We start from the raw sequence: 12,894 nt of genomic DNA, 5'->3' as shown, positions 1-12,894 counted from the left end.
GGTGACAGACTCCGGCCCGTGTCCGGGTCGGTGAACTCTGTCGGGGGAGCGCTCCTTCGAGCGCTCCCACGGATCCTCGGCGGCATCCTCGGTCTCACCCTCATCGGCGTGGGGGACTCGGATCTGGGCGTCGTGGGCCTGCTGGGCGTGGTGGTCTTCGTGCTCAGCATGATGACCAACCCCGTGACGTGGTGGTTCTACGTCCGCACCGGAGAGCCCCCGGCCCGGACCGTGCCGCAGCAGTTCACCGAGCCGGGGCCGTGCAGCGTCGAGCTGCTGAGCTCCGGCGCGCGCCCCATCTAGGCGATCAAGGGGCTTCGGGAGGTCACCGGCGCGGGGCTGGTGGACGCCAAGAACGCGGTCGAGTCCGCGCCCGTCATCGTCGTCCGCCGCCTGAGCGCCGCGAGCGCCGACCGTGTCCGCGACCGGCTCGAGAGCGCGGGTGCCACGGCCGCCGTACTCACGAACGACGACTAGATGCCGGTGATCACGTCTTCGCGGTCGCGGTGAGCCACCAGTCGGGCGCGGCTTCACGGTCCTCCACGGCGTTCAGTCGCTCACGGGCGTGGGCGACCAGCACGTCCGGAAGCCGCACCGCGTGCTCGTCGATGTAGTGGGCGAGTCCCTCTGGCCAAACGTAGGTCCCATCCGTGTACTCGACGACTCCGTTGTCGACGCCGCAGATCCTGCACGGTGAGTAGCCCATGAACGTGCGGAAGAGCGTGCCGGCGGCGAAGTAGTACGACGTCGCGTCCCGCTCGTCCTGATCCCAACTGGGGTCGACCCAGTCGCGCGGATCCGGGAAGGCGGAGGTCAAGTCTCCCTCGGAGCGCCAATAGCCGATCAGCGAGAGCGAGGTCATGCCCACATCATCCGCGCAGGCGCTCGCCACGGTCGCGATCCGTGTCCGCTCGTCAGCCTTTCAGCTGCGTCCACTGCCCCTCGGACACCACCTCGACGTGCCCGTCGACCACGGCGATCGCACTCTGATCGTCCATGGCGTACGCCGGCCCCGCGATCCCGGCCGCCCACTGCTCTGCCTCGGCGAGCGTGTTGCCCGGCTGGCCGTCCGGCGCGAGGTGCGGGCAGATTGAGAAGTCGACGAGGCCCAGCGTGCGGTCGTCGTCGTACGGCGGCCGCCACTGGATGAAGTCGTCCCCGACCTCGGGGGTCAGCACCATGCTCCCGGCGCTCAGCCCCACCCACACCGTCTCGGTCAGCGACGGGAGGAGGTCGGCGAGGCCGGACTCCCGCATCCAGTGGCAGAGGTAGAGCACGTCGCCGCCCGCGACCAGCAGGGCGTCCGCCTCCCTGACCCGCGGGACCCAGTGCGACTCGTCGATGCTGGGCAGCGCCGTGAGCTCGAGGACGCCCATCGACCGCCAGCCCAGGCCGACCATCGGGTTCTCGGACTCCCCGCTGATGAACTGCCAGGCCCGGTCGCCCGGACCGACCCGGGGGTGGCCGTACATCGCCGTGGGGATGCAGAGGGCGTCGGACTCGCTGATCGGCTTGCCCAGCATCCCGACCAGTGCCGCGTGGATGCTGGCGTTCGTGACGCCCCCGGACGTGAGCAGCAGCTTCAAGGCGTCTCCCGGGTCGATCGCAGGGCAGGTACGACGTACCGACCCGCCACCGCCGCGGGACTCATCGGCCCCGGAGCGTCAGGAGCCGGACGCGGCCGGCAGCCGCGAGCGCAGCCACGCGACGATCTCGCCCAACCCGGCCGCCTCGGCGGCGGCGAGCGGACCGCACCCCTCCAGCGGGGAGACCAGGGCGGGGTCGGCGCCGTGTTCCAGGAGCGCGAGGGCGACGTCGGAGCGTCCCGCCTCGATCGTGGCGACCAGGGCGGTCGACATCACCTCGGGATGGATGAAGTCGACGTCGACGCCCCGGGCCAGGTGGAAGCGGACGAGCTCGAGGTCGCCGTCGCAGGCCGCGCGGAAGAAGTCCTTGTAGTCACCGTGGGACATGCCGCGATGGTCCCATCCCGGGAGGCCTACAGGCTGGTCGACCCGTGGTCGGCGTCGTACGTGTCGCCGGTCAGCTTGGTCTTCAGCAGGCTGAGCACGCTGGTGACCTTGCCGCCGGGGGTGTCCCAGTACTCGCCGCCGGTCACGTCGACGCGCAGGAGTACGGCGTTCGGGTCCTCGGGGCCCCCGGGGAGCCAGGCCTCGGCGAAGGTGGTCCACAGGTCGCGCAGCTTGGCGGTGTCGTCCACGACCTCCGCGCGACCCTCGACCGCCACCCACGAGCTGCGGCTGGAGAAGGTGAGCGCGACGTGCGGCCGCGCGGCGATGTCCGCGACGTGCTTGGTGTCGCGAGCCGTGATGAACCACAGCTCGGCGGAGGGCTCGACCTCCTGGCGGGCCATCGGCACGCTGCGCAGGCTGCCGTCGGCGCCGGTGGTGGTGAGCATGCCGATGGGGAGCTCTTCCATCAGCTCGATCAGCTTGGTGCGGTCGTCGGTCATGGTCACTCCTCGGGGTCGGTGGTCCGGCTCAGAGCCGGGTGAGGTGGTCGCGCAGGCTCTCGGCGACGCGGTCGCCGAGGATCTTCAGCGCGGGCGGCAGCAGCGGCTCGGTGAGCTTCGCCGCGCCGCTGGTGGTGAACTCGGCGTGGTAGGTCAGCCGGGTCCCGGTCGCCGTCGACTCGACGGTGATGGTGTCCAGCAGGTCGAGCGACTTCCCGGCGTCGCCGGCCAGCTGCAGGCGCGACTGCGGGACGAACTCGGTGACGCGGTACTCCACCTGCGTCTCGTGGCCGAGGAACGCCGACGTGTTCACGTACGTCGTCCCGACGCCGCCGTCCCCCGACGTACGCACGGTGGAGACGGTGGGCGGGTCCCACTCCTCGGTGCTGCGGAAGTCCGAGACGTAGTCCCAGACCTTGGCGATGGGCTGGTCGACCTCGATGGTGCGCTCGACGCTGGGCACGGGTTCTCCCTCGGTTCGCTGTTCGGTCAGGAACCCGACCGGTATCCGAGCGTCCGTCGCGGCACCCTCACCCCGCCGGGTGGCCGCCCGCGACCTCCGCCACCAGCGCGGCCACCCGCGCGACCGCGACCCCGGGCGAGGACCGGTGCGCGAGCGCGAGCGGCACCAGCTCCGGCTCGCCGGCGAGCGGGACGTAGGCGACGCCGTCCAGCCGCAGCGCCCGGACCGACGCGGGCACCAGCCCCACCCCGAGTCCCGCGGCGACGAAGACCACCAGGGTCCCGGTCTCACCGACCTCGACCAGCTCGGGCTCCAGCCCGGCCTGCCGGTAGACCTCCAGGACCCGCGGCTGCATCGACGACCGGTGGCCCGAGGGATGGGTGACCAGCGGCTCGCTCGCCAGGTCGGCGACCGACACCGCGGGGGCGTCGGCGAGCGGATGGTGCGCGGGCAGCACCGCCACCAGCGGCTCGCGGCGCAGCTCGCGGACCACGACCCCGTCGGGCGTCGACGACCCGGGCCGCAGCACGGCCAGGTCGAGCTCGCCGGCGACCAGCGCGTCGAGCAGCGCGGGACCGAGCAGCTCCCCGTGCAGCTCGAGACGTACGTCGGGCAGCTCGGCCCGGACCCGGCGCGCCACCGGCGGCAGCACGTCGTACGTCGCGGTCCCGACGAAGCCCAGCCGCACGGTCCCGGCCAGCCCGGTGGCCAGCGCCGCCAGGTCGCCGGTGGTCCGGTCGACGTCGGCGATCAGCCGCAGCGCCCGGTCCCGGAGCAGCCGCCCGGCCTCGGTGAGGTCGACCCGGCGGGTCGACCGGTCCAGCAGGGTGACGCCGAGCTCGTCCTCGAGGCGGCGCAGCTGCTGGGAGAGCGCGGGCTGGGCGACGTGCAGGCGGGCGGCGGCCCGGCCGAAGTGCCGCTCCTCGGCGAGCACGACGAAGGCGCGCAGGTGCCGGATCTCCACGACCGCATCATAGGTCGTGAGTTATCAATCGCCGCTCAAAGAGTATTGGACGTGATCGATCCGCCCTGCCTACCGTCGAGGAGTGACCTCCTCCTACCTCTACGCCAGCGCGCGGACGCCGTTCGGCCGCTTCGGCGGCGCGCTCGCCGACGTCCGGCCCGACGACCTGGCTGCGACCGCGCTGACCGGTGTCCTCGAGAAGGTGCCGGGCCTCGACCCGGCTCGGATCGGCGATGTGGTCTGGGGCTGCGCCAACCAGGCCGGCGAGGACAACCGCGACGTCGGCCGGATGGCCGTGCTGCTCGCCGGGCTCCCGGTGAGCGTGCCCGCGACCACGGTCAACCGGCTCTGCGGCTCCTCGCTCGACGCCGCGATGATCGGCTCCCGGACCGTGGAGTCCGGTGACGCGGACGTCGTCGTGGTCGGGGGCGTCGAGTCGATGACCCGGGCGCCCTGGGTGCTGCCCAAGCCGTCGCGGGCCTTCCCGGCCGGCAACGTCACCGCCGTCTCGACGACCCTGGGCTGGCGGCTGGTCAACGAGCGGATGCCCGCCGAGTGGACCGTCTCCCTCGGCGAGGCCAACGAGCAGCTGGCCGACCGGTTCGCGATCTCCCGCGCGCGCCAGGACGCGTTCGCCGCCCGCTCCCACCAGCTGGCCGACGCCGCCTGGGAGGCCGGCTTCTACGACGACCTCGTGGTCCCCGTCGGCGAGCTGACCCGCGACGAGGGCATCCGCGCCGGCTCGACCCCCGAGAAGCTGGCCGGGCTGAAGCCGTCGTTCCGGGCCGACGGCACGATCACCCCCGGCAACGCCTCGCCCCTCAACGACGGCGCCTCGGCGCTCGTCCTCGGCTCCGCGGACGCCGGCCTGGGCGTCGACCCGATCGCCCGGATCGCCGGCCGCGGCACCCACGCCCTGGCGCCGCAGGAGTTCGGCCTGGCCCCGGTCGAGGCCGCCGAGAAGGCCCTCGCCCGCGCCGGCATCGGCTGGGACGACGTCGCCGCGATCGAGCTCAACGAGGCCTTCGCCGTCCAGTCCCTCGCCTGCCTGGACGCCTGGAAGGCCGACCCCGACATCGTCAACGCCCAAGGCGGCGCCATCGCCATCGGCCACCCGCTCGGCGCCTCCGGCGCCCGGGTCCTCGGCACCCTGGCGAAGCGCCTCGCCCAGAGCGGCGAGCGGTACGGCGTCGCCGCCATCTGCATCGGCGTCGGTCAGGGCCTGGCCGTGGTGCTGGAGAACGTCTCGTGACCGCGACGATCTGCGACACCGCCGCCGAGGCGGTCGACGTCGTCCAGGACGGCGCGACCGTGCTGATCGGCGGCTTCGGCATGGCCGGCATGCCGGTCGCGCTGGTCGACGCCCTCATCGAGCAGGGCGCGAGCGACCTGACCGTGGTCTCCAACAACGCCGGGAACGGCGACACCGGCCTGGCCGCGCTGCTGGCGAAGGGCCGGGTCCGCAAGATGGTCTGCTCGTTCCCGCGCCAGTCCGACTCCTGGGTCTTCGACGGCCTCTACCGCGCGGGCCGCATCGAGCTGGAGCTGGTGCCCCAGGGAAACCTGGCCGAGCGGATGCGCGCCGCCGGTGCCGGCATCGGCGCCTTCTTCAGCCCCACCGGCGTCGGCACCCCGCTGGCCGAGGGCAAGGAGACCCGCGAGATCGACGGACGCACCTACGTCCTCGAACTGCCGATCCGGGGCGACGTGGCCCTGGTCGGCGCCCACCGGGCCGACCGCCAGGGCAACCTGGTCTACCGCAAGACCGCCCGCAACTTCGGCCCGGTGATGGCGACCGCCGCCCGTACCACGGTCGTCCAGGTCGCCGAGCTCGTCGAGGTCGGCGAGCTCGACCCCGAGGCCGTCGTGACCCCGAGCATCTACGTCGACCGGGTGGTGGCCGTATGAGCCTGTCCAAGCACGAGATGGCCGCCCTGGTGGCCCGCGACATCCCGCGGGGCGCCTACGTCAACCTCGGCATCGGCCAGCCGACCCTCGTCGCCGACCACCTTCCCGCCGGCTCCGGAGTCGTGCTGCACACCGAGAACGGCATGCTCGACATGGGCCCGGCCCCCGCCGACGGCGAGGCCGACCCCGACCTCACCAACGCCGGCAAGCAGCCGGTCACCGAGCTGCCGGGGTCGTCGTACTTCCACTCGGCGGACTCGTTCGCGATGATGCGCGGCGGCCACCTCGACGTCTGCGTGCTCGGCGCCTTCCAGGTCTCGGCCGGCGGCGACATCGCCAACTGGCACACCGGGGCGCCGGACGCGATCCCGGCGGTCGGCGGGGCGATGGACCTGGCCATCGGGGCGCGGAGCGTGTTCGTGATGATGACCCTGTTCGCCAAGGACGGGACGCCCAAGCTGGTGGGGGAGTGCAGCTACCCGCTGACGGGCGTGGGCTGCGTCGACCGGGTCTACACCGACGTCGCCACCTTCGACCTCGGGCCCGACGGCGTCGTCGTCCGTGAGACCCACGGCCTGTCGTACGACGAGCTCGCGGACCGGCTCGACGTACCCCTGCTGCGCGGTGTGGCGTCGGGCACAGGTCGTTGACCCGGGCAAGTATGTGCATGTTACACATGACGGGTGGCGTCTCCCTCTGCTCCCGTGCCGGCTAACCCGATCGTCTCCGTCGTCGTCCTGTGCCTCGGCGGTCTCAGTGCTGCGCTGACCCAGACGATGGTGATCCCGATCCAGAGCGAGCTGCCGACCCTCCTCGACAGCACCGCCGACAACACGGCCTGGGTCATCACCATCACCCTGCTGGCCGCGGCGGTCGCGATGCCGATCGCCGGCCGGCTGGCCGACCTGCTCGGCAAGCAGCGGGTGCTCGCCGTCAGTGCCGCGATCCTGGTCGTGGGCTCGGCGGTCTGCGCGCTGGCCGGCTCGCTGGCGCCGATGCTCGTCGGCCGGGCGCTGCAGGGCCTGGCCATGGGCTTCATCCCGGTCGGCATCTCCCTGCTGCGCGAGATCACCCCGCCCCACCTGACCTCCACCGCCATCGCGTCGATGAGCGCGACCCTCGGCGTGGGCGGTGCGATCGGCCTGCCGCTGTCGGCCTGGATCGCCGACGCGCACGACTGGCACGCGATGTTCTGGGTCGCCACCGGCCTGGCCGCGGTGATCCTGGTCGCCGTCGTCGTCCTGATCCCGCACGTCCACGACGCCCGCCCCGCGCGCATCGACCTGCCCGGCGCCGCCCTGCTCGCGGCCGGCCTGGTCACCTTCCTGATCGGCGTCTCGAAGGCCAACGCCTGGGGCTGGGGCTCGGCGCAGACCCTCGGCTGCATCGTCGGCGGCCTGGCCGTGCTCGCCGCCTGGGGCTGGTTCGAGCTGCGCCAGCCCGACCCGCTGGTCGACCTGCGCACCACCGCGCAGCTGCCGGTGCTGATGACCAACATCGCCGCGGTCGCGATCGGCTTCGGGATGATGGCCCAGTCGGTCGTCGTACCCCAGCTGCTGCAGCTGCCCGAGGCCACCGGCTACGGCCTCGGCCAGTCGATCCTCCACGCGGGCCTGTGGATGGCGCCGGCCGGGCTGATGATGATGGTCTTCGCCCCGATCTCCAGCAAGCTGATGGGCCGCCTCGGCGCCCAGCGCACCCTGATGATCGGCGCGGCCGTCCTCGGCGCCGGCTACCTCGTCGCCTTCGGGCTGATGGACGCCGCCTGGCAGCTGCTCCTCGCCTCGTGCGTGACCTCCGCCGGCGTCGGCATCGGGTACGCCGCGATGCCCACCCTGATCATGGACAACGTCCCTGCCTCCGAGGCCGGCGCCGCGGTCGGCCTGAACGCCCTGATGCGCTCGGTCGGCACCACCCTCGCCTCCGCGGTGATGGCCGCCCTGCTCACCAGCTCCGCCGTCGGCGGACTCCCCACCGAGCGCGCGTTCCAGCTCTGCTTCCTCGTCGGTGCGGCCGCGGCCTTCCTCGGCGTGATCATCGCGGGCACCATCTCGCGCGGTCGGGGCTCCGTCACGGACGTCGTACCGGTGGCGGTCGAGCACGCCGGGACCCGCACCTAGGGGTGGTTCTTCATGAGGTTGTCGTCTTGAGGCGGGGCATCCGGGTCTGACGAGGTCCGGCTGCCCGGTGATCTGAGGCATCGCGCCGCACTAGACGGAGATCGGTGCCGGAGCAAAGCCCCCGAACCCGGCACCGGGCGGCTCGTCCTCGTCCTCGTCCTTCGGAAGTACGTCGCTTTTGTGTTCGTCCTCGTGCTCCGTGTGGTCTACCGCGTACTCCTCATCTTCGTCCGGCTCCTCATCGCTGGAATCTGACATGTAGTCCTCCAGCATCTTGAGCGTTTCTCGTGGGAAATCGAGTTCGTGTCTAACCATCTTGGCGAAGGCGGATGTCCCTGCGTGCTTGGCGCCACCTTTAGTCGACCAGGATGGTGGATAGTATCCGTTCTTGTTGTTCAGAACAGTTCTGAAGTCACCTATTGCTTGGATTGCCCGCAAGGCGGCGCGTTCGGGCTTCCCGCCGAAGTCGTTCCTTTCGGCATGCGGTTCGGCAACTGTCAGCAGGGACGACGTTGCAGCGGCCGACTTCTGAGCGAGATTGTCGCCGAGCGCCGGCGCAGGCGCGACCGGTCCGGTCGCACGCATATACTCGAGCATCCTCCGGGCGACGTCTTTCCGCTGGTCCTTCGGAAGCTTGTCCAAATGTTTGGAAAGTTCGTTGTAGGTAGTTTCTGGATTGCTCGGCGCCTTTTTGGGCGCCTTCGCCCCTCTAGCTTTCTTGGGCCTGGGTTCGGGGTCTCCTTCTCGTTTTGGGAAACGGGCAAATCCCTGTTTTGGAACGTGGGGGCTTGACCAGAAGTTCATGCCTCCCCATGGCGTCTCAACTGGAAGTGGGCCGATGCCCGTTGGTCGAGGGACGCTTCGTTTCCTTTTCTGAGCCTTCTTCTTTTTGGAGGTCGGATCCGTGCGTACTGTCATGTCCTCGCCAGAGAACTGCTCGGTTCTGTTCGTGACAAGACCTACGTCGCGGCGGCGTTGTGTTCTCTCGCGTGCACTAATGAGGCGGTCGCGAAGGTCCGCTTGGCGCGCGTGGTAGGCCCCGGTGTTCCGCTCGTACCAATCGCCTTCTTCCGGCACAATCCCTCGTGCGGCCGCAAATGTAGCTGGCAAGGGATGTGTGTCTGTGTCCCGGGAGCCGCCATCGCCCACGACCCAATTGCCGCCATTAAAGTTCCAGCGCGTGCGTCGGACCAGATTTGCCAGGGGGGTCGCGGTGGTCGCCGGGTGGGCTCGCGGCTGCGGCGGTGTTGGCTTGCCGACTGCGGAGGTCGCCCGTTTGGTGTCACCGTCGGCCGATCCTCGGGAGAGTGGGACCGGGCTCGACGGGCCTTGGGCGGCGGGTTGAGCATGCTGTGATTCGGGCGCATGCGGTTGGGGTGCAGATGTGTCGTGCGTAGGTCCCATGGCCTTCGAATCCCTCCGAGATGTGGACACTCTAGGTCGGCCGGAGCGTGTGCGCGGAGCTTCGGATGAGGTCGTGGCTCTCCGGCAGGTGGCGGTGGTGCCCAGGTAAGGGCGGAGGGCCCGGGGTTCGTCGGGGGCTGTCGAACGTTGGGTTATCCCCTTGATGTGCCTCACGGCGACGTGTGTCGCCGCTGGAGGGGTGTGCCATGCCCGCTCCCCGTCCCAAGGGATTCCGCGACCACGTCGTCGTGGTCACTCGCGGAGATGGACCGGTCGCTCAGATCGCGTAGGACTTCGGATAGACAAGTGCTTTGCGTAGCGGGATGGCGAAAGCCCACGTCGAAGACCGCGACGCTCCTGTGGATCGTCAAGCCGACCGACCGACTGTCGAGTCGTTGGTGAAGGTTTCGGGCGATGTAGCGCTGGGCGGAGCGCTTGATCTCTCGGGTCGTCTTTGCCCTCGGTGGTGCGTCGGGCAACCTGGTCGCGAGTGGCCGATGTCGTAGCGGATCAGGGACAGCACGGTCGTGTGCAGGTCGCGGTCGACTTGTCGGTCGCCGTAGTGGTCGAGGCTGTACCGGAGGTGACTTGGTAGCTGCTGGCCGGGATCGGGGCGACGCCCGCCAGCATCGCGAAGGCCACGGCTAGGCGCCGCTCCGATCAAGGGCGTCGTTGAACTCTCGGAGTGCCTCGACCATCTGGGTCGAGCGCTCCGGGCCGAGCGCGTCCAGGGCCGCGGAGAGCCGGTCGGCGCGGAGCTGCCCGTCGTGGCGGTAGGCCTCCTCGCCCGCGGCCGTCGGGCGCAGGACCCGACCGCTGCGGCCTGGGTCGTCGTACCGCTCGAGGAGGCCGCGCTCGAGCGCGGCCGCGACCTGCCGGGTCACCGTCGAACGCTCCAGCTGGAGGTCCTCCGAGAGCTCGCGCTGGGTGGCCGGACCGCGCTCGACGAGCAGCCACAGGATCCGGAAGGCGGAGTTGTCGAGGCGCGACCCGGGGTACGACGCCGCGCGCAGCCGTCCGATCCGGAGCAGCTCCGCGCCCAGCGCGCGCAGCAGGTCGTCCTCGGCCATGGGGCGAGTCTGGCACGCCGGCCGCGGGTTTGAGCCGGGGTCGGCCTGGCCACCGGGAGCGGCGGGAAGGGGCAACCGACCACCTGGAGGAACCCGCACCATGCACACTCTCGGGAACACGCGAACCGTCCGCCTCGCCGTCGTCGGCCTGGCCGTCTCGGCCCTCACGCTCGGCGCGGGCGGCCTGGCTCCCAGCGCCGTCGCCGGCGGCGGTGGACATCACGGCGACCGCGACGGCTCGGTCAGCCTCGAGCTCACCGACCGCACGACCGACCGGCTCACCGCCGGCAGCTACCGGATCCGCGCGCTCGGCGCGGCCGACAAGGACGTGGACGACGGCGACGTCACGCTGTCGTTCCCGCTGCGCGACCGCGGGAAGGATCAGGGCCGGAGCCGCGCCCGGCATGGCGGTGACGGCTACCGCAAGGTGGTTCGGGTCGCCGGCGGCATCGGGGTGATCGGGGACGGCGCCGACGCGCGCTGGACCGGGCTGCGGGTCAACCTGACGAGGGGCACCATCAGCGCCAAGGTCAACGGCGGCGACCGTGCGACCGTGCTGCGCACCGAACGCGACCGCGGCCTCGACCGTCGCGGCGGGAGCCGCGGCTCCGATCTGGAGCTGACCAGGGCCGGCGCGCGCTCGCTCAACGACGCCCTGCCGGGCAATCCGTTCCGCGCCGGCGACACCTTCGCCGACGAGAGCGAAGGCTGCGGCCGCTAGTCCTCTGCGAGGCCGAGATCGCCGAGGACCGCCGCCCGCTGGACGTACCAGGGGTCGCGGCGGTCCCGGTGACCGGTCGGTCCACCGGCCTCCGCCGAGCGGCGGCGGCCGGCGTCCGAGCGGGTCCACTCGCGCACCGCGAACCGCTCCGCGATCCGCCACGAGCCGTCCTCGCGCACCCAGCGGTCGACGTACCGGAAGCCGGTGGTGAAGTTCAGCGCCGGCTCGTCCGGGGGCGAGCCCCAGTGCACGGCGGTCCCGTTGGTCTCGCTGAGCGCGACGTCGCCGTACAGCTCGCAGAGGTGGGTCCCCAGGATGTGCATCGTCCCGTCCAGCCGCGGCAGGCCCCGGGCCAGCCAGGCGACGTACTCGTCGGCCGTCCCGCTGAACCCGGTGTGGTGGTCGACGCCGTCGCGGGCGTAGACCGAGCGGACCAGGTCGAGGTCGAGCCGGTCCACCCCGTGGCAGTACGACGCCAGCCGGTCGCGGATCTCCTGCCGGTCGGCCAGCGGGTCGGGCGCGCTCACGGGACCGGACCGTACCGGTCCCTGTGGGCCGGGTCACCTACCCGTCGGTACGCCGGTGCGCCTCCTAGGCTCGTCGTGACCCTTGCGGGTCGATGGTGCGCCGTGGCCTCCTCCCTGGCCGCGGCGCACCGCTCGTCCTACAGTCCGGCGGCATGACCCTCGATCGGGCCGCGCTCCTCGCGGGCGGCATCCGGCTGGCCTCCGGCGTCTCGTTCCTGGTGGCCCCCGAGCGGGCCAACCGCTGGTGGGGCGACCACTCCGAGCCGGATCCCACGACCCGGCTGCTGCTGCGCTCGATGGGCTACCGCGACGCGCTGATCGGCGGCCTCCTGGTCACCGCCGCGGTGCGCGGCCGGGACACCGGCGGCTGGTTCCTCGCCTCCGGCGGGGCCGACGCCGCCGACCTGCTGGGCGGGATCAGCGTGCACGACGAGATGTCGCGCTCCCAGCAGCTGATCGGGCTCGGGGGTGCGGTGGTCGGGATCGGCGTGGGCCTGTGGGGCGCGACCCGGGGCCGACGCTCAGCCGTCTGAGGCCAGATAGACCGTGATCGCCTCGCGCAGGCCGAGGCGGGCGGCGTCGATGTCGACGTAGGTGCTCATCGCCTGCTCGACGCGCAGTCCCCGCATCGCGGCCGGCAGCATGGCCCGGACCCGGGCCAGCCGGTCCCGGTCGACGTCGAGGCCGGCGAAGGCGTGCTCGATCGCGCCGGCCCAGTGCAGGTCCCACGCGGCGATCGCCTTCGCGGTCCGCGGGAAGGCCGTCTCAAGCTCGGTCCGGTCTTGCGGGAGTGCGGTGCGCAGCTGGTAGATCGCCCGGGAGACCGGCAGCTCGAGGGCGTTCCAGAGAAGATCGACCACCGCCTCGACCCGCTCCGCGAGATCGACCTGCTCTGGGAGGTCGGCGAACAGCGGACCGCCCTCGACGGCGACGTACTCGAAGACCGCGGCCCACAGCCCGTCGACGTCGCCGAACTGGTGCTGCACCGTTCCCCAGGTGACGCCGGCCTGGCGCGCGACCAGGTTGGCGCTCACCGACTCGGGGCCGCCCTCGGCCAGGCAGTGCAGCGCGACGCGCAGCAGGTGCCGCCGCGTCTGCAGGCCGCGCCGGTTCAGGCGCGTGCCCTTGGCGCTGAGCACCGCACCGCCTGCTCCTGTCGTGCTCTCGTCCATCGGCCCTCCCCCAGGCTTTGCCACTCCCGCGTCCCGGTCTCCGGGATCACGCCCACCATTGTCCGGATGGTC

At 71.7% G+C, this 12,894-nt stretch carries 18 protein-coding genes; 8 read left to right on the top strand and 10 right to left on the bottom strand.

From position 1 onward, the window contains the following. Nucleotides 1–108 precede the first annotated feature (108 nt). Both BLT76_RS21925 and BLT76_RS21920 read left to right on the top strand, forming a co-directional pair. The gene (locus tag BLT76_RS21925) at nucleotides 109–303 is read left to right on the top strand and encodes a hypothetical protein (RefSeq protein ID WP_139175780.1); all 195 of its coding nucleotides are present in this window, start codon (nucleotides 109–111) and stop codon (nucleotides 301–303) included. 3 nt (nucleotides 304–306) lie between these two features. After that, a complete protein-coding gene (locus tag BLT76_RS21920) occupies nucleotides 307–477 on the top strand; it encodes a ribosomal protein L7/L12 (protein WP_090860437.1) in 171 nt (56 codons plus the stop codon). 10 nt (nucleotides 478–487) lie between these two features. Here BLT76_RS21920 and BLT76_RS21915 read toward each other — a convergent pair whose 3' ends face one another. The 6 genes from BLT76_RS21915 to BLT76_RS21890 all read right to left on the bottom strand — a co-directional run bounded on the left by BLT76_RS21915 (nucleotide 488) and on the right by BLT76_RS21890 (nucleotide 3,900). Next, nucleotides 488–862: a hypothetical protein gene (locus BLT76_RS21915; protein WP_090860436.1), complete on the bottom strand. Its 375-nt coding sequence runs from the start codon at nucleotides 860–862 to the stop codon at nucleotides 488–490. A gap of 52 nt (nucleotides 863–914) precedes the next feature. Continuing rightward, complete coding sequence (locus BLT76_RS21910; protein ID WP_090860435.1) at nucleotides 915–1,586, bottom strand: Type 1 glutamine amidotransferase-like domain-containing protein; 672 nt, start codon at nucleotides 1,584–1,586, stop codon at nucleotides 915–917. A 78-nt stretch (nucleotides 1,587–1,664) separates the two neighbouring features. Further along, nucleotides 1,665–1,973 (bottom strand): ankyrin repeat domain-containing protein, encoded by a 309-nt coding sequence (locus BLT76_RS21905; protein WP_090860434.1) that lies wholly within the window; start codon nucleotides 1,971–1,973, stop codon nucleotides 1,665–1,667. Nucleotides 1,974–1,999: 26 nt separating this feature from the next. Beyond that, nucleotides 2,000–2,473 (bottom strand): pyridoxamine 5'-phosphate oxidase family protein, encoded by a 474-nt coding sequence (locus BLT76_RS21900; protein WP_090860433.1) that lies wholly within the window; start codon nucleotides 2,471–2,473, stop codon nucleotides 2,000–2,002. A 28-nt stretch (nucleotides 2,474–2,501) separates the two neighbouring features. Beyond that, entirely contained in the window at nucleotides 2,502–2,936 is a 435-nt protein-coding gene (locus tag BLT76_RS25960) for an SRPBCC family protein (protein WP_170867198.1), read from the bottom strand. Between the two features lie 67 nt (nucleotides 2,937–3,003). Continuing rightward, nucleotides 3,004–3,900 (bottom strand): LysR substrate-binding domain-containing protein, encoded by an 897-nt coding sequence (locus tag BLT76_RS21890; RefSeq protein WP_090860431.1) that lies wholly within the window; start codon nucleotides 3,898–3,900, stop codon nucleotides 3,004–3,006. Between the two features lie 82 nt (nucleotides 3,901–3,982). On the opposite strand from BLT76_RS21890, the gene BLT76_RS21885 reads away from it, so the two are divergent. From BLT76_RS21885 to BLT76_RS21870, 4 genes are read left to right on the top strand one after another with little or no spacing between them, the layout of a single operon-like run. Next, nucleotides 3,983–5,152 (top strand): thiolase family protein, encoded by a 1,170-nt coding sequence (locus BLT76_RS21885; RefSeq protein ID WP_090860430.1) that lies wholly within the window; start codon nucleotides 3,983–3,985, stop codon nucleotides 5,150–5,152. Continuing rightward, a complete protein-coding gene (locus tag BLT76_RS21880; RefSeq protein ID WP_090860429.1) occupies nucleotides 5,149–5,808 on the top strand; it encodes a 3-oxoacid CoA-transferase subunit A in 660 nt (219 codons plus the stop codon). The genes BLT76_RS21885 and BLT76_RS21880 overlap by 4 nt, the downstream gene beginning before the upstream one ends. Further along, nucleotides 5,805–6,458, top strand: a complete 654-nt coding sequence (locus tag BLT76_RS21875) for a 3-oxoacid CoA-transferase subunit B (protein WP_090860428.1) — start codon at nucleotides 5,805–5,807, stop codon at nucleotides 6,456–6,458. The genes BLT76_RS21880 and BLT76_RS21875 overlap by 4 nt, the downstream gene beginning before the upstream one ends. A 54-nt stretch (nucleotides 6,459–6,512) precedes the next feature. Further along, nucleotides 6,513–7,928, top strand: coding sequence for an MFS transporter (locus BLT76_RS21870; protein WP_244509519.1), 1,416 nt, complete (start codon nucleotides 6,513–6,515; stop codon nucleotides 7,926–7,928). A gap of 90 nt (nucleotides 7,929–8,018) precedes the next feature. Here the strand turns inward: BLT76_RS21870 and BLT76_RS25490 are convergent, their stop codons facing one another. Both BLT76_RS25490 and BLT76_RS21860 read right to left on the bottom strand, forming a co-directional pair. Further along, on the bottom strand, nucleotides 8,019–9,005 hold the full coding sequence (locus tag BLT76_RS25490; RefSeq protein WP_139175778.1) for a hypothetical protein: 987 nt from the start codon (nucleotides 9,003–9,005) through the stop codon (nucleotides 8,019–8,021). Between the two features lie 971 nt (nucleotides 9,006–9,976). Beyond that, the gene (locus tag BLT76_RS21860; protein WP_090860426.1) at nucleotides 9,977–10,402 is read right to left on the bottom strand and encodes a MarR family winged helix-turn-helix transcriptional regulator; all 426 of its coding nucleotides are present in this window, start codon (nucleotides 10,400–10,402) and stop codon (nucleotides 9,977–9,979) included. 100 nt (nucleotides 10,403–10,502) lie between these two features. On the opposite strand from BLT76_RS21860, the gene BLT76_RS21855 reads away from it, so the two are divergent. Next, a complete protein-coding gene (locus BLT76_RS21855) occupies nucleotides 10,503–11,123 on the top strand; it encodes a hypothetical protein (RefSeq protein ID WP_090860425.1) in 621 nt (206 codons plus the stop codon). Here the strand turns inward: BLT76_RS21855 and BLT76_RS21850 are convergent. Further along, nucleotides 11,120–11,650 carry a nuclear transport factor 2 family protein gene (locus BLT76_RS21850; RefSeq protein ID WP_090860424.1) on the bottom strand — a complete coding sequence of 177 codons (531 nt, stop codon included), beginning with the start codon at nucleotides 11,648–11,650 and terminating at the stop codon, nucleotides 11,120–11,122. The two genes, BLT76_RS21855 and BLT76_RS21850, sit on opposite strands and share 4 nt — an antisense overlap. A gap of 152 nt (nucleotides 11,651–11,802) precedes the next feature. Between BLT76_RS21850 and BLT76_RS21845 the strand changes: the two genes are divergently transcribed. Beyond that, nucleotides 11,803–12,183, top strand: a complete 381-nt coding sequence (locus BLT76_RS21845; RefSeq protein ID WP_090860423.1) for a DUF4267 domain-containing protein — start codon at nucleotides 11,803–11,805, stop codon at nucleotides 12,181–12,183. On the opposite strand, the gene BLT76_RS21840 is transcribed toward BLT76_RS21845, so the two are convergent. Next, complete coding sequence (locus BLT76_RS21840) at nucleotides 12,172–12,822, bottom strand: TetR/AcrR family transcriptional regulator (RefSeq protein ID WP_090860422.1); 651 nt, start codon at nucleotides 12,820–12,822, stop codon at nucleotides 12,172–12,174. The genes BLT76_RS21845 and BLT76_RS21840 overlap by 12 nt on opposite strands. Nucleotides 12,823–12,894 lie beyond the last annotated feature (72 nt).

It is taken from the genome of Nocardioides lianchengensis (assembly GCF_900101465.1).
Lineage (GTDB): Bacteria > Actinomycetota > Actinomycetes > Propionibacteriales > Nocardioidaceae > Nocardioides > Nocardioides lianchengensis.
This window is presented reverse-complemented; position numbering and strand designations above follow the sequence as displayed.